The organism is aff. Roholtiella sp. LEGE 12411 (genome assembly GCF_015206995.1).
Classification (GTDB): Bacteria; Cyanobacteriota; Cyanobacteriia; order Cyanobacteriales; family Nostocaceae; genus Komarekiella.
On sequence record NZ_JADEXR010000011.1, the window covers coordinates 45,302 to 70,268 of the forward strand.

General features: G+C 41.0%; 13 protein-coding genes and 1 pseudogene. 8 read left to right on the forward strand and 6 right to left on the reverse strand.

Annotation, left to right across the window (positions count from 1 at the left end):
- Positions 1-24: 24 nt before the first annotated feature.
- Positions 25-423 (reverse strand): annotated as a pseudogene (locus IQ246_RS04270) (glutathione synthase); the annotation flags it as partial.
- A gap of 1,268 nt (positions 424-1,691) precedes the next feature.
- Here IQ246_RS04270 and IQ246_RS04275 point away from each other — a divergent pair.
- From IQ246_RS04275 to cysE, 7 genes are all read left to right on the forward strand, one after another.
- Positions 1,692-3,863 carry an AMP-binding protein gene (locus IQ246_RS04275; RefSeq protein WP_194000438.1) on the forward strand — a complete coding sequence of 724 codons (2,172 nt, stop codon included), beginning with the start codon at positions 1,692-1,694 and terminating at the stop codon, positions 3,861-3,863.
- A 13-nt stretch (positions 3,864-3,876) separates the two neighbouring features.
- Positions 3,877-5,139, forward strand: a complete 1,263-nt coding sequence (locus tag IQ246_RS04280) for a cytochrome P450 (RefSeq protein WP_194000440.1) — start codon at positions 3,877-3,879, stop codon at positions 5,137-5,139.
- Between the two features lie 14 nt (positions 5,140-5,153).
- Complete coding sequence (locus tag IQ246_RS04285; RefSeq protein WP_194000442.1) at positions 5,154-14,153, forward strand: non-ribosomal peptide synthetase/type I polyketide synthase; 9,000 nt, start codon at positions 5,154-5,156, stop codon at positions 14,151-14,153.
- Positions 14,154-14,186: 33 nt separating this feature from the next.
- Positions 14,187-15,509 (forward strand): MFS transporter, encoded by a 1,323-nt coding sequence (locus IQ246_RS04290; RefSeq protein WP_194000444.1) that lies wholly within the window; start codon positions 14,187-14,189, stop codon positions 15,507-15,509.
- A 214-nt stretch (positions 15,510-15,723) separates the two neighbouring features.
- Positions 15,724-17,859: a CARDB domain-containing protein gene (locus tag IQ246_RS04295; RefSeq protein WP_194000446.1), complete on the forward strand. Its 2,136-nt coding sequence runs from the start codon at positions 15,724-15,726 to the stop codon at positions 17,857-17,859.
- A 267-nt stretch (positions 17,860-18,126) separates the two neighbouring features.
- On the forward strand, positions 18,127-18,732 hold the full coding sequence (locus IQ246_RS04300; RefSeq protein WP_194000448.1) for a ferric reductase-like transmembrane domain-containing protein: 606 nt from the start codon (positions 18,127-18,129) through the stop codon (positions 18,730-18,732).
- 219 nt (positions 18,733-18,951) lie between these two features.
- The gene (cysE, locus tag IQ246_RS04305) at positions 18,952-19,641 is read left to right on the forward strand and encodes a serine O-acetyltransferase (protein WP_194000458.1); all 690 of its coding nucleotides are present in this window, start codon (positions 18,952-18,954) and stop codon (positions 19,639-19,641) included.
- 226 nt (positions 19,642-19,867) lie between these two features.
- Here cysE and IQ246_RS04310 read toward each other — a convergent pair whose 3' ends face one another.
- From IQ246_RS04310 to IQ246_RS04325, 4 genes are all read right to left on the reverse strand, one after another.
- Positions 19,868-21,280, reverse strand: a complete 1,413-nt coding sequence (locus IQ246_RS04310) for an AtzE family amidohydrolase (protein WP_194000450.1) — start codon at positions 21,278-21,280, stop codon at positions 19,868-19,870.
- Positions 21,277-21,465 carry a DUF4089 domain-containing protein gene (locus tag IQ246_RS04315; RefSeq protein ID WP_194000452.1) on the reverse strand — a complete coding sequence of 63 codons (189 nt, stop codon included), beginning with the start codon at positions 21,463-21,465 and terminating at the stop codon, positions 21,277-21,279. The genes IQ246_RS04310 and IQ246_RS04315 overlap by 4 nt, the downstream gene beginning before the upstream one ends.
- 80 nt (positions 21,466-21,545) lie before the next feature.
- On the reverse strand, positions 21,546-21,908 hold the full coding sequence (locus IQ246_RS04320; RefSeq protein WP_370588448.1) for a DUF952 domain-containing protein: 363 nt from the start codon (positions 21,906-21,908) through the stop codon (positions 21,546-21,548).
- Between the two features lie 147 nt (positions 21,909-22,055).
- Positions 22,056-23,570, reverse strand: a complete 1,515-nt coding sequence (locus tag IQ246_RS04325; protein ID WP_194000462.1) for a thioredoxin-like domain-containing protein — start codon at positions 23,568-23,570, stop codon at positions 22,056-22,058.
- 81 nt (positions 23,571-23,651) lie between these two features.
- Here IQ246_RS04325 and IQ246_RS04330 point away from each other — a divergent pair, with 81 nt between their 5' ends.
- The gene (locus IQ246_RS04330) at positions 23,652-24,584 is read left to right on the forward strand and encodes a glutaminase (RefSeq protein WP_194000464.1); all 933 of its coding nucleotides are present in this window, start codon (positions 23,652-23,654) and stop codon (positions 24,582-24,584) included.
- A gap of 172 nt (positions 24,585-24,756) precedes the next feature.
- Here IQ246_RS04330 and petL read toward each other — a convergent pair whose 3' ends face one another.
- Entirely contained in the window at positions 24,757-24,852 is a 96-nt protein-coding gene (gene petL / locus IQ246_RS04335) for a cytochrome b6-f complex subunit PetL (RefSeq protein ID WP_162394510.1), read from the reverse strand.
- Between the last annotated feature and the right edge of the window lie 115 nt (positions 24,853-24,967).

A 24,967-nucleotide genomic window follows, 5' to 3' on the forward strand; every position in this document is an offset into this window, starting at 1 on the left:
GTGTTTTTTGCTGATTACACCCCTTTAAAAAGTTACCTGCTCGACCCATTGAATAATCTGATGAACAAGGCGAGTATCATCTAATCGGTAGATTTCACGAACTCCGGTTGGACTAGTGACGTTGACTTCGGTAAGGTAGCCACCTATAACGTCAATACCAACAAAAATTAAGCCATCTTTGCGTAATCTTTCAGCTAATTGAACGCAGATTTCATGCTCTCTTAGGGTAATTTTAGTTTGAGCGACTGTACCACCTGCTGCCATATTATTGCGAAAATCATTTCCACTAGAAAGACAATTGAGAGCAGCAATAGGTTCGCCATTAAGCAGGATAATTCGTTTGTCTCCCTGTTTTGCCTCTGGTAGATAGGTTTGTATCATAGCTGGTACTCTCCAAGGTCGAGTACTGAGTTCAATTAGATTAAGCCTAGGTTATGAAATGTTTATTAAACTTAACCTGATTTTGATTTAATTTAAAAAACTAATTTTAGCAGAAATATTTTTAAAATCGAATCATTGGAGTAATTTAAGTTTAGATACTAAGCATAGATATTTATTATTCTGATGAATCAAACTATTTTGATAGTCTAGAAAGACTACTTTGATGGGTTAATAGCAACGATGGAAATCCCTTTGTCTCAATATTTACCCAGCTTCTTATGTTTCTCTTTACCCAGCATTTTTAGGTTGGTCGAGTACTAGATTAGATGCTTAAAAAGTAGACTTAAATTTCTAAAACTCTCTCAATCTGTACAAATTTAATTTTTTTTTTAATAAATTCAAATTTTTCCTTAGCTTTTAGTCTAAATAATTATGCATATCATAATTATTTCTCATATCTTTATAATATAAAACTTAGAAACTAATTGTAATAAAAAATACAACATTTATTTTCGTGGCTATTTAATTACTATACTAATTTCAATCTTTTTCATATTTTAATACTTAAATAGCGCGAACACGAGTATATCTTTATACATTCTTGAAAAGAAAACATATTTAAAATATAAATAAGTACTATTTGATACGCCCATAATTGGGTAGTTTTTTACAAAGCAGCAAGCTACACTTAGGTAGTAACAGCTTGATTCAATTCATCAGTTCATTAAAACCATATTGCAAACCTTAATTCTGGTTTTGCATGTTTAGGAAAACATTTTTGGTTTTGTACCATAGCTAGATAAACAGAGGTATCTAGCCAAGTAACATTCAAGCCATATCTGTTCTTAAGATCTGTAAAAGTTGTAAAAAAAAAGAACAACAGAATTGCTTTTTCTCAAGATGTGTCGTGAATTTGCTGATATTCATTTTCATCTGCAAATTTCCTCAATTACAGTAAAACATCAATAGCTGAAGTTATCAAATTTCAGGAAAAATAGGTTGAAATTTTACTCAAGCTATAAATTTTTCAATCTAAACCAATACGCTTATATATTTCATGGTTTGGCCTTTTTTATGTTAAGGCAGTCAATAGGTAAAAGTCTAGAGTCTAAAGTGACCTTGACTTTTGACTATATTCACGTGTGTGCAATATATATGTGCAAATAAATAGGTAACAACTCATCACCTTTGAATGTTTATAACTTGGTCGTGCTTTGGACAAGAAGTATGTACTTTCAAAAAATATTTAGGTTGTAAGTGAGCAAAAAATTTTAGTTTTTAGTTCAATTACCTTAGTAGGCTAAACAAAAATGGTACATTGCTTTGATGAGTCAAAATATTTCACTTTAGTAGACATCTTGCGCTGTAGAGCATTCAATCAGCCTCAAAAAGTAGGTTTTACTTTTCTAGAAGATGGAGAAACCGAAAAGTCAAGTTTAACCTATCAAGAATTGGATCAACAGGCACGTGCGATCGCTAGCTATATACAATCTGTTGTCCCTACAGGCTCCCGAATTTTACTACTCTACCCATCTGGTTTAGAATTCATTTCTGCCTTTTTTGGATGCTTGTATGCGGGGGTTATAGCAGTTCCAGCTTACCCTCCTAAGCGAAATCAAAAGATGTCTAGGTTATTAGCGATCGCCACAAATGCTCAAGCAGCGATCATTCTAACTACCAAAGAATTATTAGTAAATATAGAAAATCGCTTTAGCGAAAATCCAGAATTAGCGAAACTGCCAGTAATCGCCACAGATAGCATAGCTCTAGAGAAAGCGCAGTCATGGAAAGAACCTTCCTTGAACCAAAATACCCTGGCTTTTCTTCAGTACACTTCCGGCTCTACAGGTATACCAAAAGGAGTAATGGTCAGTCATGGGAACTTGCTGCATAATGAGCGAATGATACAACACGCCTTCGGTCATTTTTCAGAAGAAGTGATTGTTGGTTGGCTACCTTTATTCCACGATATGGGACTTGTAGGCAATCTGTTGCAGCCTCTGTGTCTGGGTATGCCAAGTATTTTGATGTCTCCAGAGGCTTTTTTGATGAAGCCTGTAAAGTGGTTACAGATTATTAGTCGCTACAAAGCAACTACTAGTGGTGGGCCCAATTTTGCTTATGATTTATGCGTTCGTAAAGTTACCCCTGAACAACGAGCAAATCTTGATTTAAGCAGCTGGAAATTAGCTTTTAATGGTTCAGAGCCTTTACGAGCGCAGACATTGGAGCAGTTTGCTCGTTCCTTCGCTGATTGTGGTTTTCGCAAACAAGCATTCTATCCTTGCTATGGAATGGCTGAAACAACTCTATTAGTGTCAGGTGGTTTAAAAACAGACTCTCCTGTTGTTTGCACAGTTCAAGATGCGGCTTTAAAGCAAAACCGGGTCGTGGAAAGTATAGGTGACGAGAAAGAATCCAGAAAAATTGTTGGCTGTGGTCAAGTATGGTTAGACCAAAAAGTAGTGATAGTTGACCCAGAAAACTTAACACAATGTCCTCCTGAGCAAGTAGGAGAAATTTGGTTTTCTAGCCCCAGTGTAGCGCAGGGCTATTGGAACCGAAACGAGGAGACACAACAAACTTTCCAAGCCTATTTGGCAGATACAAACGTTAACGACACATTGGCAACATCAAACGCGTCAGGCCCATTTTTACGTACAGGAGATCTAGGCTTCCTACAATGTAACGAGCTGTTTGTGACTGGACGACTAAAAGACTTAATTATTATCCGAGGTACAAACCATTATCCTCAAGATATTGAACTGACAATAGAACAAAGCCATTCAGCACTTCGTAGCGGGTGTGGTGCAGCTTTTGCTATTGAAGTAGATGGAGTGGAAAGACTGGCGATCGCACAAGAAGTAGAGCGAACTTATTTACGTAAGTTAAATGTAGATGAGGTAATTGGAGCTATACGGAAATCAGTATCAGAGATCCATGATCTGCAAGTATACGCTGTTTTGCTTCTCAAGCCTGCCAGCATACCGAAAACTTCTAGTGGTAAAATTCAGCGCCATGCTTGTCAGGCTGGTTTTGTAGAGGGAAGCCTGGATGTGATAAGTAAGTGGATTGCTAAACCTCAAGAAATCGACTTAGTGCAATTACAGACAGATATCGAATTCATCTGGGAACAGGTGCAAAATTCAGTCCAACAATCTGAAGAAGTAGTTGCAATTAACAGCAGTAATAATATTCCTCAGTCTAGCTATATTACAGAAGAGAAGATTCAAGCTTGGTTGATTTCTCATCTGTCTTCGGAATTGAAAGTAGCAGCAAAAGAAATAGACATTCAGGAATCCTTTGCCTACTACGGTATGGATTCAGCAACAGCAGTGAACACAGTTGGTCAATTGATGGATTGGCTAGGCTGTGAACTAGAACCAACTCTTTTTTGGGAATACCCTAACATAGAGTCTCTAACTAAACACTTAGTAGAACGATACAACTTATTGCTTACAACTTCTCAAGTAGGTTCTTAAGGAAATAGTGCAAATGGCGCAAATTACTCCTCGAAATAACAAAACTGTTACCCCAAATAGGGACAATAGTTCAGTAGCGACAAAAATTAATTTTAACCCTTTCTTGCCTGAATTTTACCTGAATCCCTATCTAATTTATCGTCAACTCCAAGCGGAAGATCCTGTTCATTTAAGTTCGATGGGAGCGTGGGTAATTACTGGCTATGCAGATGTAGCCAAAGCTTTGCGCGATCCTCGACTTAGCTCTAAGCCATCAGAGATTTCCAGCTATTCTCAGCGTCAAGAAGGTAATTCTCTGGTTGCATCTTTTATTAGTGATATTTTGTTTTTCCGCGATCCTCCCGACCACACTAGATTAAGAAGGCTTATAGGTAAAGTCTTCAATACTCGTGTAGTAGAAGAAATGCGTCCACGCATTCAACAAATTGTCAATGAGTTAATAAATCGGATAGAAGAAAAAGGCGATTTGGATATTATTGCTGATTTCGCTAAACCATTACCAGTAACGGTAATCTCTCATATCCTGGGAATACCTCCTGAAGACCGCTACAAACTGAAGCAATGGTCTCACTGGTTGGGCTATATTTTTGACCCCATGAAAGCGTCAGATGTATCCCAACAACTTACACAGTCAATTGTAGAGTTTAGGGAATATTTGACTCAACTGATTGCTAAAAGACGGCAAAAGCCTGAACAAGATTTAATCACCGCTCTTATTCAAGCTAGAGATGAGCACGATAAGCTGAGTGAGGAAGAATTGTTAGTGACATGTATGTTATTATTTGCTAGTGGTGAAGAAACCACAGTAAATTTAATTGGCAATGCAGTAATATCTCTGCTGCGTCACCCAGATCAATTAGCAAAACTGCGGCAAAACCCCTCATTAATTCAAAGTGCAGTTGAAGAGTTTCTAAGATACGAAAGTCCTTTACAAATCAGTGGCAGAACAGCAATTGAAGACATAGAAATTGGTGGTAAACTCATCAAAAAAGGCCCACCAGTTTTTCTAATTCTCGGAGCAGCTAACCGAGATCCTGCTCAGTTTCACAATCCTGACCAGCTTGATATCACTCGTACTAACAACGACCACTTTGCCTTTGGGGATGGGATTCACTATTGTATGGGATCTGCTCTAGCAAGGACTCAAGGTCAAATTGCCATCAGCGCATTAGTTCAAAAACTACCTAACTTACAACTTCAAACCAACAACCTGGAGTGGCGAGAAAACGTTTTTTTACGAGGGTTGAAGACTCTTCCAGTTAGCTTCGGTAATTAAAGTGATATTTAAGGATGAGCAACATGGATAGGGAACCGATCGCAATTATCGGTATAAGTTGTCGCTTTCCCGGAGCTAAAAATAAAGAAGCTTTTTGGCATTTATTGCGGGAAGGAGTGGATGCTATTACTGAAATACCACCAGAACGTTGGGACGCCAATGCTTCCTACGGACAAGATGCAGAAACAGCAGTAAATACTGGTTGGGGCGGGTTCTTGGAGGATCTAGATCAATTTGATCCTCAATTTTTCAAGATTTCTCCTAGGGAAGCTGTCAGTATTGACCCTCAGCAACGTCTTTTACTAGAGTTAGCTTGGGAAGCTCTAGAAGATGCTGGACAAAAACCAGAGCGTCTGGCAGGTACAAAAGCTGGTGTATTCATGGGTATCAATGGCTTTGACTACTACACGCTGTTGATGGATAACCCTGCTCATAACATTGATGCCTATGTGGGTACAGGTAACACTAACTGCATTGCAGCTAACCGCATCTCTTACTTGTTTGATTTCACTGGGCCAAGTCTAGGAATTGATACAGCCTGTTCCTCTTCTCTAGTTGCAGTTCATCTCGCCTGCCAAAGTATTTGGAATGGAGAATCGAGCCTCGCATTAGCAGGAGGGGTGCGAATTGTTTTATCGCCTTGGATTGCAGTTAGCTTTAGTAAAGCAGGCTTTATGGCTCCTGACGGTCGTTGTAAAACGTTTGACAGCCGGGCCAATGGCTATGTTCGGAGTGAGGGTGCTGGTGTTGTCCTTCTAAAACCTCTTTCCCAAGCTCTAGTTGATGGTGATCCAATCTATGCCGCGATCAGAAGTAGCGTAGTGAATCAGGATGGACGCAGCAATGGTTTAACTGCACCCAACCCTTGGGCGCAAGAAGCACTGTTACGAGAAGCCTATCGGCAAGCTGGCATTTCTCCCCATCAAGTCCAATACATAGAAGCTCACGGCACAGGTACGCAACTAGGTGATCCCATAGAAATGAAGGCTCTTGGTAAAGTATTGGCAGAAGGCCGCTCTCCAGACAATGATTGTGTAGTGGGTTCAGTTAAGACTAATATTGGACATTTGGAAGCAGCAGCTGGTATTGCTAGTTTAATTAAAGTTGCGCTCTCACTCCAAAATCGCCAAATTCCACCTAGCCTGCATTTCCAACAACCTAATCCTTACATTCCTTTTGCTAATCTGCCGTTACGCGTACCAAGCACTTTAGAACCATGGCCAGAAACAAAAGATCTAACAATTGCTGGCGTCAGTTCCTTTAGTTTTGGGGGTACTAACGCTCATATAGTGTTGGAAGCAGTACCTAAAGTTGAGAAAGAACAAGTAGCTGCTGATAGTCTTTGGCACATACTGACTTTATCAGCTAAAAGTGAGAAGGCACTACAAGATATAGCTCGGCGCTACCTAGAGTTTTTTGCATTTCATCCTACAGTTTCCTTAGGGGATGTTTGCTTTACAGCTAGTACAGGACGTTCTCATTTTGAGCATCGCTTGGCGATCGCGGCTGAATCAACTCAGCAATTAATGCAACGACTGGACAGTTTCTGTCAAGGGCAAACACCTGTAGGTTTAGCTAGTGGTCATCTTCACAGCAAGCAACGGCGAAAGATTGCTTTTCTGTTTACTGGACAAGGTGCTCAATATGCGAATATGGGGCAGCAGCTATACAATACCCAACCTACATTTCGCAGAACTTTAGAGCAATGCGATCGCCTGCTGCAACCGTATCTAGAAAAATCGCTGTTGTCGGTTTTATTTGCAGATTCCCCAGATGCTCAAATCTTAAACCAGACCGCTTATACTCAACCTGCTCTGTTTGCTCTGGAATATGCACTCTTCCAAATGTGGCAATCATGGGGAATCGTCCCTGACATAGTTATGGGCCACAGCGTCGGAGAGTATGTAGCTGCTTGTGTAGCAGGAGTCTTCAGTCTGGAAGATGGGCTGAAATTCATAGCTGCACGTGGACAGCAAATGCAAGCTCTACCTCCACTGGGCATGATGGCAGCCATATTTGCAACACAGGAGCAAGTTATAGATGCAATTCTTCCCTATCAATCTCAAGTTAGCATTGCAGCTGTTAATGGGCCTAAACATACAGTGATTTCTGGAGAACGAAACTCTGTAGAGTTGGTAATTCAGCAGTTGCAAGCTGAAGGAATTGAAGTTCGCCCTTTGCAAGTATCTCACGCTTTCCACTCGCCATTAATGAATCCCATGCTCGACCAATTCGAGCAATTAGCTAGTCAATTTCAATATCATTACCCACGTATTCCTATTGTTTCTAACCTCACAGGCAATATTCTCACAGAACAAGCAAGTGTTGATGCTACTTATTGGCGACACCATGCCCGTGAAGCAGTGCAATTTGCCGCCGGTACACAAACTCTGATTGATCAGGGCTACGACCTATTTCTGGAAATAGGGCCTCATCCTGTTCTGTCATCAATGGGTAAGCGAGGTTTAGAAACAGAAAACACCATTTGGTTGCCTTCAATGCAAAGAGATCAAGATGACTGGTGGTTAATCTTGAACAGTCTCAGTAGATTGTATGCCAGTGGTATAGAAATAGACTGGATAAGCTTTCATCAAGACTATCAGCCTTCTAAGATCCATTTACCAAATTACCCTTTTCAGCGCAAACGTTATTGGATTGAATCTGTTGAAACTATGAATACACCTTTAAAAATGAATAAATCACATTCCAAAGTAACTAATGTACAAAATGATATGCCGCATCAAGTAAATTTTGAAAATGAGACAAATAGTTCTACTAAAAGAGAAAAAATTAGCTCTGTCTTGTTTCCTTTAATAAGTCGTTGGTTAAATATAAAAAGTCCTTCTCAGTTAGATATTCATACTAATTTTTTAGACCTTGGTGCTGACTCAATTAGTCTTCTAGAAGCTGTTAAGAGTTTAGAAAAGACATTTGGACTTAAAGTTGAAATTCGTCAGTTTTTTGAAGAATTACAAACTATTGATGGTCTAATTACATACCTTGATCAACATCTCTCCGCAGATTGGGGTGCAAAAGTTGCACCCCAATCAAAATTAAAAACTACCGAACAATCTTCAATATCTCAGATTGAACCTATTAATCAACTCTTTCAATCTGTTGAGCAACCAGTTCAACATACTCGACCAACTCCAAGTATAGATACAAACTTTGATGACATAACAAAAAAGCAAATGATTCAGTTAAGATCAGAATCGCCACTAACAGGAATTGTCGAGCAACAACTGCACTTAATGTCCCAGCAGATGGAACTTTTACGCAGCGAGTTTTTACAGCCAAAACAGTTATTAGGAACGGCTACCACATTAGCTGAAGTCGAATCATCTCAGTCTCTATTGGCATCTTCAAAAATAACCGATGTTTCTGCTAGTCAAGCTTCACCCCAACCAACAGTTATTCATGTTCAATCTAACGATAAACTGTCTGCGCCTTCTCAATCTACTACTTCTTTAGGACGTGGAAGTGATTTAACTCCTGAGCAGCAACTATATTTGGATTCCTTTATTGCTCGGTATACCAATCGTACTACCAGTTCCAAAAAGGAAAAACAAGCCTATCATCGTGTGTTAGCAGACAGAAGAAATGCTGCTCGATTTCGTCATCTGACTAAGGAGATAATTTATCCCATAGTCGGCAAAGGCTCACAAGGATCTAAAATTTGGGATTTAGACAGCAACCAATATATTGATCTATCAATGGGGTTTGGAGTACATCTATTTGGTCATTCTTCATCTTTCATTATCGATGCTATAGAAGCTCAAATTCAAGAGGGCATTCAAATTGGCCCACAGTCGAGATGGGCAGGTGAGGTAGCTGAACTAATCTGTGAATTAACAGGTATGGATAGGGCTGCATTCTGTAATACAGGTACAGAAGCAGTTATGATAGCGCTCCGCTTAGCACGTGGTGTCACAGGTCGCTCGAAGATTGCCTTTTTTTCTGGCTCTTACCACGGGCAGTATGATGGATCTTTACTAGTTTTATCGCAGACCGAAGACGGTAAATCCACTGCTCTGCCGCTGACTGGCATTCCACAATCTTTAGCGGAAGATACATTGATCCTTAAATATGGTGATCCCCAATCCCTGGAATTGGTTCGGGAACATGCTGGAGAACTGGCAGCTGTAATCGTTGAACCAGTACAGAGCGATCACCCAGACGTACAGCCGAAAGAGTTTTTACAAGATTTAAGGGAACTGACTAAAGCTCACAACATTATATTGATTTTTGATGAAGTGATTACAGGTTTCCGCCTTCACCTTGGTGGCGCTCAAGCGTGGTACGGTATCAATGCAGATATAGCTACTTATGGAAAAGTCGTAGGTGGCGGGATGCCGATTGGCATTGTTGCTGGTAGATCTGAGTATATGGATGGAATGGATGGTGGAGCTTGGAATTATAGTGACCAGTCACGTCCTCGCCCTGGAACTATTTTCTACGGAGGAACCTTCAATAAAAATCCTTTGACCACAGCTGCCGCTCTAGCTGTCCTCAAGTATCTTAAACAGCAAGGACCTGAATTACAACAAAATTTAAATCAGCGCACTACGAAGTTAGCGGCAAAAATTAATGCTTACTTCCAACAACAGCAAGTGCCTATCCAAATTCTTCATTGTGGATCGCTCTTTCGCTTTGCTCTTGTGCAGAATTCAACGAGTTCGGCAGCCGTAGATCGGTCGTCGGATCTGAATTTGGAACTAGATTTGTTCCACTATCACATGATTGAAAAAGGAATTTACATTTGGGAAGGTCGAAATCTGTTCTTGTCTACTTCTCACACTGATGAAGATATTAATTATGTAATTCAGGCTGTGAGGCAGAGTGTCGAGGATATGCGATCAGGTGGTTTTTTTTTAACTACTCTTGAGTCATCACTGAATGATAAACAACACCTTGAAAGTATAAACAAAACAACTGCTGCTCCTCATCTGAAAGTTGCAGATGTCGATCATCAGATACATCAAGAAATAACAACACCAGACAATGAGCTTTCGGCATTGAAAGTCATACCAGTGCCAGAGCAACGACATCTGCCTTTTCCTCTCACAGATATTCAGCAAGCATATTGGCTGGGACAGAGTAGGGTATTTGAGCTAGGCAATTTGAGAGCGCATACCTACGATGAGTACGAAGTTTACGATTTGGATACCAACCGATGCCAGCGAGTTTTGCAAAGGTTGATTGAGCGACATGACATGTTACGGGCAATTATTTTGCCAGATGGACAACAGCAAATTTTAGAGCAAGTTCCAAACTATGAAATTGAGGTTGTTGACTTGCAAGATCAGGAGCCAGAAGTAGTTACATCTCACTTAGAATCTGTACGACAGTATATGATTCAGCATGGCCCAAGGACTGACGAATGGCCGTTGTTTGAAATTAAAATTCATCGTCTTGATAAACAGTGTTTTAGGGTTCATTTCAGCGTTAGTTTAATGATTTTAGATGGTATATCAGATGGAATTGCCACACAAGAATTTTGCCAACTGTATCAGCATCCAGATGTCTATCTTCCTGATCTAGAATTATCCTATCGAGACTATGTATTAGCACTGAGCAAATTAGAAATTTCTGATACTTATCAACGCTCTTTGGCATATTGGCAAAATCGCCTGTCAACCCTACCCTCTGCTCCAGAATTACCTTTGGTCAAAAATACTGCTTCCGTATTACAGTCGCAATTTGTACGCCGAACTGGCAGACTGGAACCAGAAACTTGGCAACAGTTGAAAACTAGAGCTACTCGGTTAGGACTAACACCTACAAATGCACTCTGTGCAGTTTATTGTGAAGTGCTAGCGGCTTGGAGCAAAACCCGTGATTTTACTCTCAACATCCTATTTTTTAATCGTCTGCCTTTGCATCCTCAAGTTTATGATGTAGTGGGGAATTTTAGCTCCACCATTTTGCTGGAAGTAAATTATTCAGAATTTGCGGTTTTTGCCACTAGAGCGAAACGTCTGCAAAGCCAATTGTTCAATGACCTAGAACATAGTAATGTCAGTGGTATAAAAGTATTACGCGAACAGAGCCGCACACAAACCAAGACTTCCAAAGCCGCGATGCCAATAGTTTTTACCAGCAGTTTGAATTTGAATGCACAGGCTAACGAAACGGTTTGGGTGCCACTATCAGGTAAATTAATCTGTAACGCCCTGCAAACACCCCAAGTGCAGATTGACCATGAGGTTTCCGAACAAAATGGAGCACTGCTATTCAACTGGGATGTGTTAGAAGAGATATTCCCTGCCGGGATGATAGAGGATATGTTTAACGCCTATACTCGTCTTCTCCAGTTTTTAGCTAATGAAGAAGAAGCATGGCAAGAAAAGTCCTTTCAACTAACACCAGCAGCACAGATACAACAACGAATGGTTGTTAACGCTACTGATGCACATATAACAGAGACAATGCTGCACACTCTATTTGCAGCCCAAGTACCTGAGCGATCGCATCAAGCAGCAGTAGTTGCAGCACGCAAGACCTTAACTTATCAGGAATTATATCGCCGCTCTAATCAAGTAGCACGCTGGCTCAGGCAGTTAGGTGCTCGCCCCAACGTACTGGTGGCTGTAGTGATGGAGAAAGGTTGGGAGCAAGTTGTTGCCGTTTTGGGAGTGCTTCAGTCTGGAGCTGCTTACTTACCAATCGATCCAGCCCTACCTCAAGAGCGTGTTGAGTATCTTCTTGCACAAAGCGAAGTTGGTTTAGTACTTACTCAATCCTGGCTCAATGAAAAACTAGAATGGCCCGCAAATATCCAACGACTGTTTGTAGATGGCGAGGATGTGGAAAAATTAGATCCTCAGCCCCTAGAACTAATTCAACAACCAGAAGACCTAGCCTACGTTATCTTTACATCAGGCTCTACAGGTCTGCCCAAGGGTGTGATGATCGATCATTGTGGTGCAGTGAACACGATTTGTGATGTTACCCAACGCTTTGGGGTTGGGTCTGAGGATCGAGTTCTGGCCTTATCTTCCTTAAGTTTTGACTTGTCGGTATATGATATTTTTGGCACTCTGTCGGTTGGCGGCACAATTATTCTCCCAAATGCCGATGCACTCAGAGATCCTGCCCATTGGACAGAATTGATAGTACGAGAAAAAGTTACAATCTGGAATTCCGTACCTGCTCTGATGCAGATGCTGATTGATTATGTCTCTAGCCGCAAGGACTTATCAGCCTGTCCTCTACGCCTAGTGCTTTTGAGTGGAGATTGGATCCCAGTAACCCTACCAGATCAAATTAAATCTTTATTTAAGGGAGTACAGGTCATTAGCTTAGGAGGTGCTACAGAAGCTTCTATCTGGTCTGTGTTTTATCCCATTGCTACAGTTGATCCTACACAACCTAGCATTCCTTATGGCAAACCATTAACCAATCAGCGCTGTCATATCCTGAATGAAAATTTAGAACCATGCCCGATTTGGGTAGTGGGTACTCTCTATCTTGAGGGTACTGGCTTGGCAAAAGGTTACTGGCGAGATAAGAAAAAAACTAATGCCCACTTTATTGTTCATCCTCAGACCGGAAAACGTTTGTACCGCACAGGAGATATTGGGCGCTATCTTCCTGATGGCAATATTGAATTTCTCGGTAGAGAAGATTTCCAAGTAAAGCTCCAGGGCTACCGCATTGAGTTAGGAGAGATTGAGAGCACACTTAGACAACACCCAGTAATCCGAGATGTATTTGTGACGCTAGTAGGTGAAGTTCATACTAGCAAGCGTTTAGTTGCTTATGTCCGTGTCGCTCAAAAAACGATCGCAGATGTTAATGAATTACATCACTTTCTAGGACAGAAGTTGCCAGAGTACATGATACCAGCCGTCTTTATTTTCCTAGAGACTTTTCCACTTACTTCTAACGGCAAGGTAGATCGCAACGCACTGCCAAATCCTGAACAAACGGCAGCTAAACGGCAAAATAATTTTGTAGCACCTGACGATCCTGTGCAATTGCAGTTAACACAGATCTGGGAAGAATTGCTGAACGTCCACCCTGTGGGTATTCAAGACAATTTTTTTGAACTAGGAGGTAATTCTCTTTTAGCTGTGCGTCTTATGACTAAAATTCACAAGCGATATCAACAAGAACTTTCATTATCTACTCTTTTGCAAGGGCCAACTGTAGAACATTTAGCAGATGTTTTACATCAGCAAACAACATCTCAGCCCTGGTCTTCACTGGTAGAGATTCAGCCTGGTACTTCCAGAAAACCTTTGTTCTTTGTCCACCCAGTTGGTGGAAATGTGCTTTGCTATGTAGACTTAGCCCGTCATTTGGGAGATGAGCAACCTTTTTATGGTTTGCAATCTGTAGGTCTAAATGGAGAACAGCAACCTTACACGCGGGTTGAAGATATGGCAGCGCACTATATCCAAGAATTGCGTACCATCCAGCCTCAAGGGCCTTATCTACTAGGAGGTTGGTCAATGGGAGGTCTTGTAGCTTTTGAAATGGCACAGCAACTACATCAACAGCAGCAGGAAATTGCTGCACTAGTTTTATTAGATAGCCGTGTACCTACTACTACACCTAATCTGGATGATGCTACACCCTTGACGTTGTTTGCAAGAGATTTAGGCGGATTAGTTGGCAAGAACCTAACAGTATGGCATGACGAGATTCAACACCTCGAATCAAAAGCAGGATTGCATTACATTTTAGAAAAAGCAATTCAAGCCAATATTTTGCCGTCAGATATTGGGCTAACACAGATGCAACGTCTGCTAGAGCTTTTTAAAGCCAACACACGCGCTATGTGGAATTACAAACCAGTAGCATATCCAAAGCCAATGGTTCTGATCCGCACAAATGAAGTATTTTCTCCAGATTTCGATGATTTTGGCGATTCAAGCTGGGGTTGGGATAAGTTTGCTGAGCAGATAACAATCCAGACTGTCTCAGGTAATCACTATACTGTTTTAGCTAAACCTCATGTTCAAGTTTTAGCACGACAGTTGAGAGACTGTTTGGCTCAAGTGATCTAAAAAAATCATTTCCAAGCCGAACAGGATATTGAGATGGAACAACGTGCCGTTGCAAGAAGAATGCAGGTTTTTATTATCATCTGGTTGGGACAACTTGTCTCTCTTGTGGGTTCTGGTCTGACAAGCTTTGCCCTAGGTGTTTGGGTCTACCAACGCACAGGATCTGTTACAGATTTTTCACTGATTTCTTTATTTACTACCTTACCATTGGTCTTGGCCTCACCCGTAGCAGGTGCTTTTGTAGACCGTTGGGATCGACGAAAAACAATGTTTTATAGCGATTTAGGGGCTGGTTTAAGTACCATAACGATCGCCTGGTTCTTGTTTTTCGGACAATTGGAATTATGGCACATCTACTTAGCAACAGCCGTTAGTTCTATCTGCAAAGCCTTTCAGTGGCCGGCCTACACTGCTGCCAGTACTACGTTAGTGCCTAAAGAGCATCTGCATCGTGTTGGTGGTCTCGCCCAGATGGGGCAATCGGTAGCTGAACTTGTTTCGCCCGTACTTGCCGGGATACTAGTTGTAACAATTCAAATTCAGGGTGTCCTCTTATTAGACTTTTGCACTTTCTCCTTTGCTCTAATTACACTATTGTTAGTTAAATTCCCCAAGCATAAAATCACAACTGCTGATTCCATAGAAAAATTTTCGCTGTTACGCAATATTTCTTACGGTTGGAATTACATTACAGCGCGGCCTGGACTACTAGGGTTGCAGATGTTTTTCGCAGCCACTAACTTCCTTCAAGGAGTTGTTGAAGTATTAGCTACACCCTTAATTCTTTCTTTTGTTTCACCTGCTGTTGCTGGTATCATGCTTTCGATTGGCGGCAGTGGAATGCTATTCGGCAGCGTAGTGATGAGTATCTGGAGAGGCCCAAAACGCCGCATCAATAGTGTGTTTGGCTTCTTGCTACTCAACGGATTGAGCATGATAGTAGCTGGGCTACGGGCTTCGTCTGCACTTTTTACTCTCGCTGTTTTCCTATTCTGCTATGGTTTGCCAATTATTAACGGTTCTAACCAACTAATATTGCAACAAAAAGTTCCGCTTGATTTACAAGGAAGGGTTTTTGCTTTGAGCAAAATGATCTCCGGAGTTTCTTTTCCAGTCGCCTATCTTGTTGCTGGGCCTTTAGCAGACTTCGTTTTTGAGCCTCTCATGGCTGTGAATGGACCTCTAGCTGGCAGCATTGGACAGGTAATTGGCATCGGCAAAGGGCGCGGCATTGGTTTACTGTTCATTGTTATGGGAACACTGACGATGATGGCGACAGTTGTTGCTTACCAGTATCCTCGTCTACGACGGGTAGAGGATGAACTACCAGATATACAGCTATTTTCAGGTAAATAAACCACAATTTTTTTACCAAAGACAGCTGAATTCTTTTTAAAGTTTACAGGACTTACGCAAGTGTCATATTTTTAACGCCAGAGGTTGTCCAGAGTCAAAGGTCAAAAGTCCAAAAAACCTTGATTCTTGACCCTTGACCCTTATACCAGAAGTCTTGTGTGCCAGTTGCGTAAGTCCTATTTACTTAGATATCTGCAACAGAACTAAAAAGCTCATGAAAAAACTATTTTCCAAGCTCGTAAATGATTTTACTGAGATTGAAGATTCTACAATCTTCCATAAGCCACACCGTCAAGTTAGTGATCTGTACAATCACAAAGATCTGTCAAATTCCACAAGACCTGCCACTATCGACTCTTATGCCTCTAAAAAACCACTGCTGAATGATTCTCTCCTGAATAAAATAGAAATTTTCAACATTCCGACTCAGAAAGCTGGGGATAATTTTGGAGTAAAGGGTGCTGATTCTAGAACGCAATTGTGGATTGGTGATATCTGCGATCGCACGGGTTCCTTAACAACAATCCATGACCCAATGGCGCAAGATGTCAATTACACTGACAATCAATCCCCGCAACCGATGGGTACTTCAGCTGATACAACTTCGCCTTCGTTGTTTGGCACAACTAAAAACTCTATGAATACTCAAAAACGGTTGCCAGATCTCTCCATTGCTTTCGGCGCGATTGAGGAACCAACAATTTTTCCTGACGAACAAGGTAAAGTTAGTGTTGTTGTCACTAATCAAGCTCAAGTTCAAGCAAAGTTCAAAGGGCCTTTAACACTCAACCTTTATGCTTCAACAGACTCAGTTTTAGATAATTCACCTTTGAATACCCTGAACCCTGCACTAGAAGGGACAGATGAATTGCTAGGCAGTCTGAATATCCCATATCTTAAATTAGCACCAGGTGAATCCCAAACTTTCATCCTTGACTTTACTGATACTAAATTTCGTACTCCTAGCGTTGTGTCACCAGGAGCCTATTATCTGCTAGCCGAAATTGACCCCAACAACATAATTTCTGAAAGCAATAAAAATAACAATCTCAACAGCATTTTTATCTCAACGCCAGGGACTGATGTTGTACTCGATTGGAATTCAACCCTGCTTAATGCCATACAGGCTAATAACATCAAGATAGAGAAGGAGTTGGCGAAGGAAAATGTTGAAGGAGCCCGGGCGCTGGCTGCGCTTGATCCGCGCAATGCAGCAATAGTTCACGCGGCAATTTATGATGCTGTGAATGCAATTGACCGTAGCCATGCTCCTTACCTTGTTAATATAGACCAGTCAGAATTAGTCGGTGCCTCACCCGAAGCAGCGGTAGTTGGAGCAGCCTACCAAACATTGATCAATCTCTACCCAGGCGAAGCAGTGACATTTGAGGCACAAAAGATTAGGTCTTTAGGAGAAATTCCCAACAACCAAGGTAAAGAAATCGGCTATGGTTTAGGAGTACGTGTTGCTAATCAAATACTGCAATCACGAAGTAATGATGGCGCACTACAAGCATTTTTTAAACCTTATACAGCGCAACCTACTCCTGGTGTCTGGCGGCGAACTATTAACAGTAGTACAGGTGACATTGGAGGTGACGCATTGTTGCCTGGGTGGGGTGATGTTACTCCATTCGCGATATCAAGTGTAGAAGATGTCTTAGAAGGTACTGGGGTGGATGGCCCCCCAGCATTGAGTAGCATCCAGTATGCAGAAGAACTGGAACAAGTCCGATTATTCGGTGGTTTAGAAAACACTGATGTTACTCAAATTATTCGCACTCCAGAGCAAACTGAAATTGCTAAATTCTGGGCTTACGATCGCTCAGGCACTTTTGGAGAACCTTACAATCTCATTGCCCAAAATACAGCATTACAACAAGGCAATACGCTGGCAGAAAATGCCCGGTTGTTTGCGCTCATGAATATAGCCATTGCGGATGCCGGTGTCGTTGCATATGATGCTAAATATACTTACAATCAATGGCGACCGATTACTGGTATTCGAGAAGCTAATACGAATGGTAATCCATACACGATTCAAGACCCTAATTGGAAATCACTGCTAGACACCCCACCACATCCTGATTACATAGCAGCTCACTCTGCGTTAGGCGCTGCTGCTGGTACGGTTTTAGCTTCCTTCTATGGTACTGACAACATAAGTTTTAGTATCCCTTCGCAAGAATTACCTGGTGTTGCTCGCCACTTTCAAGGTTTTAGAGATTTTGTGGAAGAAAATTCTATCAGCCGTTTTTACGGTGGAATTCATTTACCGTCATCAAGTGAAGCTGGGTTAATTGCAGGTACATCTGTAGGTAATTACGTATCTAATAACGTCTTAGTGTAGTAAAGCTTAAAGTTTTATCTTCGTTTTCCAGCAGTCAAATCGAGCGATTATTAATCATCTGGGTAGGTTTAAGGTATTAGCGAATCACGTTATTTATCTTTATCTACCCTAGGTTACAGCTAATTGACAATTTTAAAGATATTCTGATTAGAAACTTGGCTACTCAAATCTCAGTCTTTGTTCTATTTATTTATGCATCTATATACAATATCAAGTATTTAAGTAGTTTAATTAGCAGTTATCACTACAAAAACTTATTAAAAAAAGATGACTATGCGACAATTAATTGTAAATAAAAAATCTTATATTATTTTAGTAATATTAGCTTTAACTACTTATTTGATTACTTTATTTCTGTCAGTTTTTTGTAATCCTGCTCCTTTAGCTAATCTTCTGGGTTTTTTTGCATTAGTTGCTTATATAGCTACATTGATACCAAGTATATTTAAAACAGTTTTTCCTTCCCTTAAAAGTAGTAATTTTATACTATGGTTACTTAAAAAACGCCGCTATATAGGTATTAGCGCTTTCTTTTTTGGCTCAAATCATGGTTTATTAATGCTAATTCAGAAACACATTAATTTGCTATCGCCCTTAACTTATATTGAATATTTTCAAGGTATATCCATACTATTTATTTTTAGCCTATTGGCAGTAACGTCAAATGATTGGAGTGTAAGAAAGCTAAAAAATAACTGGAAGAATATACATCAGTTAACTTATTTAGTCATATTTCTATTACCTTGGCATGTTTTAGATAAAATGTCGGTCAAATGGAGCTATATAACACCCTTTGCGATATTGTTATCATTGATAAACTTAGTATTTTTTATATTAGCAAATATAAAAGTAAAGCTAAGAATTAAGAGCTAATTAAAGTAGTGTATAGCCAAATTCTTATTTACAGGAAATTATATGTATTGTTAATAATTTTACGAACAATATAAATATTGTTTTTTAGAAAAAAATATTTGTAGTTAATGTGTTGGTAAATTAAAAGAATTTTTTAAGGCTATAAAAAATTGAATATTTTCATTTAGTAACTACAAAGCAATCTTTCACCCTTTAAAATCACTTAATTTGTTTAAAATGCTGCTAAATACTCTAAAGGCTGATTTTCAAATTATTTTCGAGCGAGATCCGGCTGCAACCAATTGGTTGGAAGTATTGTTGTGTTATCCTGGTTTGCAGGCTCTATTTTTTTATCGGGCAGCGCACTGGCTGTATTGTCTAAAGTTACCATTAATTCCACGTTTAATTTCCCACTTTGGACGTTTGTTAACAGGAATAGAGATTCATCCAGGAGCCAGAATTGGCGCGCATGTCTTTATTGACCACGGTATGGGTGCAGTGATTGGAGAGACTGCGATCGTCGGAGACTACGCCTTAATTTATCAAGGCGTTACTCTTGGTGGTACTGGTAAAGAAACAGGTAAACGTCACCCCAGCCTTGGAAAGCATGTCATTGTAGGTGCTGGGGCAAAGGTTTTAGGAAACATCCAAATTGGTGATCATGTTCGCATAGGTGCAGGTTCTGTTGTTTTACAAGATATCCCTTCTAATTGCACCGTAGTGGGTGTTCCAGGTCGAATAGTTCGTTGTCAAGGAGAATCAACTGATTTTCTTGATCATCAAAAGTTACCAGATCCAGAAGCAGAAATGATTTACTCGTTATTTAATAAAGTGCAAATTTTGGAAAAGGAAATTGAATTATTGAAAGTATTATTGCTTCAAAACAATGATAATTCTGCAACCATTGAATTATCAAAAACTTCCTATTAAGGAAGTTTACTATATAACCAGAACTACTATTTATAGCTACGTGAAATAATAAAGTAGATTAGGAAATGCTATATTGTCTGGTGATTATTTCGCTTTTTTTGACTGATTAATTTCTGTAACATTGGCTAAACTTTCGGCGTCTTGTTTCATATAGAGAATTTATAAGGACTATTCAGAGATTTTTGCGATCTTGCAGCGTTTGCAAAACATATTTGTATGAGCGCTCTTATATAAAATAGCGATCGCACCTACAACTGATTACACCCTTTGCCTCTAACACAGCCGCCACACGTAAAATTAACGCTTCATTATAGGGTGCTGCTATCAATTGCACGCCCAGAGGTAAAGCATTTTGCTGCTGAATTGGTACTGATAAAATAGGTAAGCCAATGAAAGATAAAGGTTGAGTAAATAACCCTAAATGAGGACGAACAAGAATTTCTTCCCCGTCTAAAATCATCGTTTGTTGACCAATTAGCGGTGCAGAAATTGGTGTAGTTGGGGCGAGAATTACGTCAACATTTTGAAAAACTTCGCGCACGCGATCGCGATACCATCTTCTAAAACGTTGTGCTTGCAGATACCAACTACTAGGGATTAACGCCCCAGCCAAAAAGCGATCGCGTGTCGCTGGATCAAAATCCTGGGGACGCGATACCTTCGGTGGGCTTTGCCTACGCAATTTGTCTAAATGCAGATTTGCTCCCTCGCTAGCTGTGATCACAAAAGCGGCTGCACGAGCGCGGTGTGCTTCTGGTATTGTTATATACTCATTTACATCCAAAGCATCTGCTACCTTTTGCACTGCTGCTAAGGCTTCCGGTTCTGCACCTTTGGTAAAATAATCACCAGCGATCGCAATTCTAATATCAGAAATATCTAGACGTAGAGACGTTACATGTAACGTCTCTACAGGCGGACGTTTTGTACAAATTGGATCGCGATCGTCTTCTCCCTGAAGCACATCAAAAACTGTAGCGATATCCTGTACCGAACGAGCAAAAGGCCCAATGTGGTCAAAACTACTAGAAAATAAAGCTACCCCAGCACGAGACAACCGCCCATAAGTTGGCTTAAAACCAAAAACGCCACATAAAGCAGCCGGAACGCGAATCGAACCATTAGTATCCGAACCCAGCGTTAGCGGAACCAACCCAGCAGCCACCGCCGCCGCTGAACCACCCGATGAACCCCCAGCAACTCGGTTTAAATCATGAGGATTGTGAGTAGCACCGTAATGGGAGTTTTCCGTCACAAACCCATAAGCGTACTCATCCATATTTAAAGCACCAACCAACACAGCACCAGCTTGTTTCAGCTTGGCTATTGCTGTTGCATCTTGGGAAGCTGCTGGGTTTTCTGCATTAATTTTCGACCCCGCTAGAGTTATTAAACCAGTAATATCGAAGAGATTCTTCACCGCAAAAGGTACACCAGCCAACGCACCAGGATTATTACCTTGGGCAATTTCCCCATCAATTCGTGCTGCATCTACCAAAGCCGTCTCAGCAGTCACAGCCGTAAAACAGTTAAGCTCATCATCCCGCGCTGCTATTCGCGCTAACGCAGATTTAGTAACTTCCACCGCACTAACTTTACCTTCGCGCACAGCAGCAGCTATGGATACAGCATCATTCATGGTTCAAACACTGGTGCAGCTTCAACTTCCTCTGGTAAAGAAAAAGAGTTTACTAATTGTGCGATCGCTCTTATTCTCTCAAAATTTGCCACCACCCCATCACGATACTCATCCCTGATCTGCAAATCCAACAACAACCCCATCTGATCAACATACTCACCCACATTAAACCCCTGACTTTCCATTTCTCCTCCTCCGCGTCCTTGGCGTCTTCTCTGCGAGACGCTGCGCGTTGGCGAAAGCCTCTCGTAGAGATGGCGGTTCGTTATTCCAAATCTACAACTTCTTGCGGCAACTCAAACAAACCATCTTCCCTAGCTTCAAAATCAATCACCTTATACACAGCATCAATATTCAATTCTCCATAAATATGAGGAAATAATTCACCTATCTCAGCTTCTTCATAACGAATTTCCGGTTCCACCTTGTCAGAATCAACAAACAGCAATATTAAATCTTGTTGGTTAGGAAAAAATATATTTGCAACTTTAACTATTTGACCAGCTTTTGAACAATGGATAAAGCCTTCAGTATCCAGCGTATCACCGCGATATATGGCGATGTTTTTTGCTTGTTGCCATTGTTGGCGTTGCGTAATGTGGAAGATAGTAGTGTTCATGTTGCTCATATATAGTAATCCGATTTGATTCGTGAACTGACTTGTAGAGACACCGAATGGAGAATGGGGAATGGAGAAGAAGTAATAAAGATGTACTGAATTTTTTTCAAAAATCAAATATTAGTCCTATATGCGCCTTTGCGTGAGGTAATCATTCTATAGATTAAGTGGAATACAAACATCTGGCGCACACAAACCGGGAAATTGCAGCGTTGTTACCTCAAAAGTTTTCAAATCTACACGACGAATAGCATGATTATTTGTATCACTAATATATAAATGTGAACCCCCAGCACTCAATCCCGAAGGTTCAAAAAAGTAACTATTTTTACCTTGACCATCTTGCAAACCAGCAGAACCATCCCCCAAAACAGTTTGACAATTACCACTGGGACTAACTAATTTAATCTTGTGGTTGTAAGTATCTGCTATCCATAAATAATTCTGAACGTATTCCACTCCTAAACAGTGCTGCAATCGGACATTTTCACCCTGTCCATCAACATCACCAAAGTCAAATAAACCCCCATTACCGCAAACTGTTCTAACTTGACGCGGTTCCACCAATCCCACAGCGCGAATTGAACTAACCTCACTATCAGCAATATATAATTCTTCTCCATTAGTGGTGATACCACTGGGTTGAGCAAAAGCAGATTCAGTAAGTGAACCATCAACGCAAGCTTCCGCACCAGTTCCAGCATAAGTTTTGATCACACCAGTTTCCAAATCCATTTGCCAAATTTGATGAGGCCCCGCCATTGCAATGAACAAAGTATTTCCCACTTTCACTAAATCCCAAGGAGAATTCAGCGCCGTTTCTAAACCAGCACCGCCATGAGGGCGAATATTATGGCTTTGCTCACCCGTTCCCGCAATAGTTTCTACTATCTGGTGCTTCAAGTCAACTCGCCGCAGAGCATGATTTTCCGTATCAGCAACGTAGAGAATCTGATTTTTTGCATCAAACGCCATTCCCTGCGGTGCAAAAAACTGGGCTTCGTTAAATGCACCATCGATTAAGCCAGATTTACCAGTACCAATCAAATACAAAATTTCTCCCTCAAAGCTACTCATGACTAAACGGTGATGTCCAGAGTCAGCGATGAACAAACCCGCTGGAGTAGCCAGAACTTTACCAGGAAAAGCCAGAGGTGTAATTAATGGTTGGCGCTGTTTTTCTAAAGTCAAGCTGAGTTCTTGAAAATTAATCGTACCCTGATCCTGGTGTTGCTGAATTAACTGTTGAATTAGCTGCTCTAAAGCATCGCGATTTCCTTCACCAGAGACGGAGCCAATCACGTAACCTTCGGGATCGATGATCATCAACGTTGGCCAAGCACGCACAGTATACTCTTGCCAAACCCGGAAACCGCTGTCAACTATAACAGGATGTTCGATGTCGTAGCGCAGAATAGCTTGACGGATGTTTTCGGTTTCTTTTTCGTTGTCAAATTTGGCAGAGTGGACGCCAATAACCGTTAGGCTATCTTTATATTTTTGTTCTAGATACTTCAAGTTTGGCAGAATGTGCAAACAGTTAATGCAACAGTATGTCCAAAAGTCTAAGATTATAATTCTACCCCTGAGTTGCTTCAGGGACAAAGGTTTGTCAGTATTTAGCCAAGAGTATTTTTGTGGTAATTCTGGCGCTCTAACACGAGGAATCATCATAATTCGTAATTCGTAATTCGTAATTCGTAATTAAGACAGGTAAATTATGCTTAGTAATTTAACGTGGCTGTATCTCTTGTGAAAGGACTTGACAGACTAACCACTAAGGAGTTGTCAGCTTGGGTACAACAAGCTAAAATCCAAGCTGAACGAGGACAAGTTGTTGCTCGCATCCCATTATTAGCTTTGGCTGATCCTGGTTGGTTTGCAGTTCATATTTGCTGTGAATCGGAGCAAACTATAAATGGGGATACAGAGCGTGTTTTCCCACTGATGAGCATTATTAAAACATTTTCTCTGCTTTATCTGCTAGAACATCTAGGAGCAGAAACGGTTTTTCAGTGGGTTGGCGTTGAGCCATCAGATGCACCGTTCAACTCTTTAGAACAGCTAGTTGCCGATCGCGGACGACCACGTAATCCGATGATTAATAGTGGAGCCATTACCCTCGCGGATAAATTACCAGGAAAAGACGCAAGCGATACCTACGGTGGGCTTTGCCTACGCACTCAATTATTTTGTCAATGGCTCAATCAATTAGCCGGTTGTCAGCTAAAGTTAGATGAAGTAATGCTGACTTCAGTACGCTCTACACGTTCCCCAGCTAATCAAGCGATCGCAAATTATCTTGCCGAAATCGGGCATCTAGAAAATCCAGAAACAGCACTTGACACGTATGAGCAAATGTGCTGTTTATCTGGAAGAGTTGAAGACTTAGCCCTACTGGGAAAACTTCTAGCTTTTGAAAACAGTTCTTTGTCATCACAGCACCGCCGGATTGTCAACGCCGTAATGTTAACCTGTGGGCTGTACCAAGCTTCTGCTCAGTTTGCCGTCAAGATTGGTCTACCGATGAAATCTGGGATTGGTGGTGGACTCTTAGCAATAGTACCAGGTGAAGGAGCGATCGCCTGCTACAGTCCCGCTTTGGATACAGTGGGTAATCCTGTAGCGGGACTTGCCTTTGTCGAAGCTTTAGCGCAAAAATTCAAATTGAGTATCTTTGCTTAATTTGCCATTTTGAGATACACCAGGACTTACGCAATGAAAACATCAAACCTCGTTCGTGTAGCGGACTCCCCCTAAGCAAGCCGGAAAAAGGGGGAACCTTAAAAGCCCCCTTTTAACCAGGTAAGGAGATATTTCAGGCGTAAGTCCTAGAGCCTTGGGTTTAATGGCTCTGTTAAATCAGCTTGACAGCGCGCAGACCAAACAGCAACCCAACAGCTAAGCCAAAGAACAAAGCCAAAAAGCCGATATAAGCTATTACTCCAAACATCTATTGTTTCTCCACAATACTTCACTAAATCTATTGAATCATTAGTCATTGGTCATTGGTCATTTGTCATTGGGGATTGGGCAATGGGCATGGGGCATGGGGCATGGGGTATGGG

Bases quoted from the DNA above. Each gene is read 5' to 3' on its own strand.
- IQ246_RS04275 (WP_194000438.1), top strand. From the start codon at position 1,692: ATGGTACATTGCTTTGATGAGTCAAAATATTTCACTTTAGTAGACATC.
- IQ246_RS04280 (WP_194000440.1), top strand. From the start codon at position 3,877: ATGGCGCAAATTACTCCTCGAAATAACAAAACTGTTACCCCAAATAGG.
- IQ246_RS04285 (WP_194000442.1), top strand. From the start codon at position 5,154: ATGAGCAACATGGATAGGGAACCGATCGCAATTATCGGTATAAGTTGT.
- IQ246_RS04290 (WP_194000444.1), top strand. From the start codon at position 14,187: ATGGAACAACGTGCCGTTGCAAGAAGAATGCAGGTTTTTATTATCATC.
- IQ246_RS04295 (WP_194000446.1), top strand. From the start codon at position 15,724: ATGAAAAAACTATTTTCCAAGCTCGTAAATGATTTTACTGAGATTGAA.
- IQ246_RS04300 (WP_194000448.1), top strand. From the start codon at position 18,127: ATGACTATGCGACAATTAATTGTAAATAAAAAATCTTATATTATTTTA.
- IQ246_RS04310 (WP_194000450.1), bottom strand. From the start codon at position 21,280: ATGAATGATGCTGTATCCATAGCTGCTGCTGTGCGCGAAGGTAAAGTT.
- IQ246_RS04315 (WP_194000452.1), bottom strand. From the start codon at position 21,465: ATGGAAAGTCAGGGGTTTAATGTGGGTGAGTATGTTGATCAGATGGGG.
- IQ246_RS04320 (WP_370588448.1), bottom strand. From the start codon at position 21,908: ATGAGCAACATGAACACTACTATCTTCCACATTACGCAACGCCAACAA.
- IQ246_RS04325 (WP_194000462.1), bottom strand. From the start codon at position 23,570: ATGATTCCTCGTGTTAGAGCGCCAGAATTACCACAAAAATACTCTTGG.
- petL (WP_162394510.1), bottom strand. From the start codon at position 24,852: ATGTTTGGAGTAATAGCTTATATCGGCTTTTTGGCTTTGTTCTTTGGC.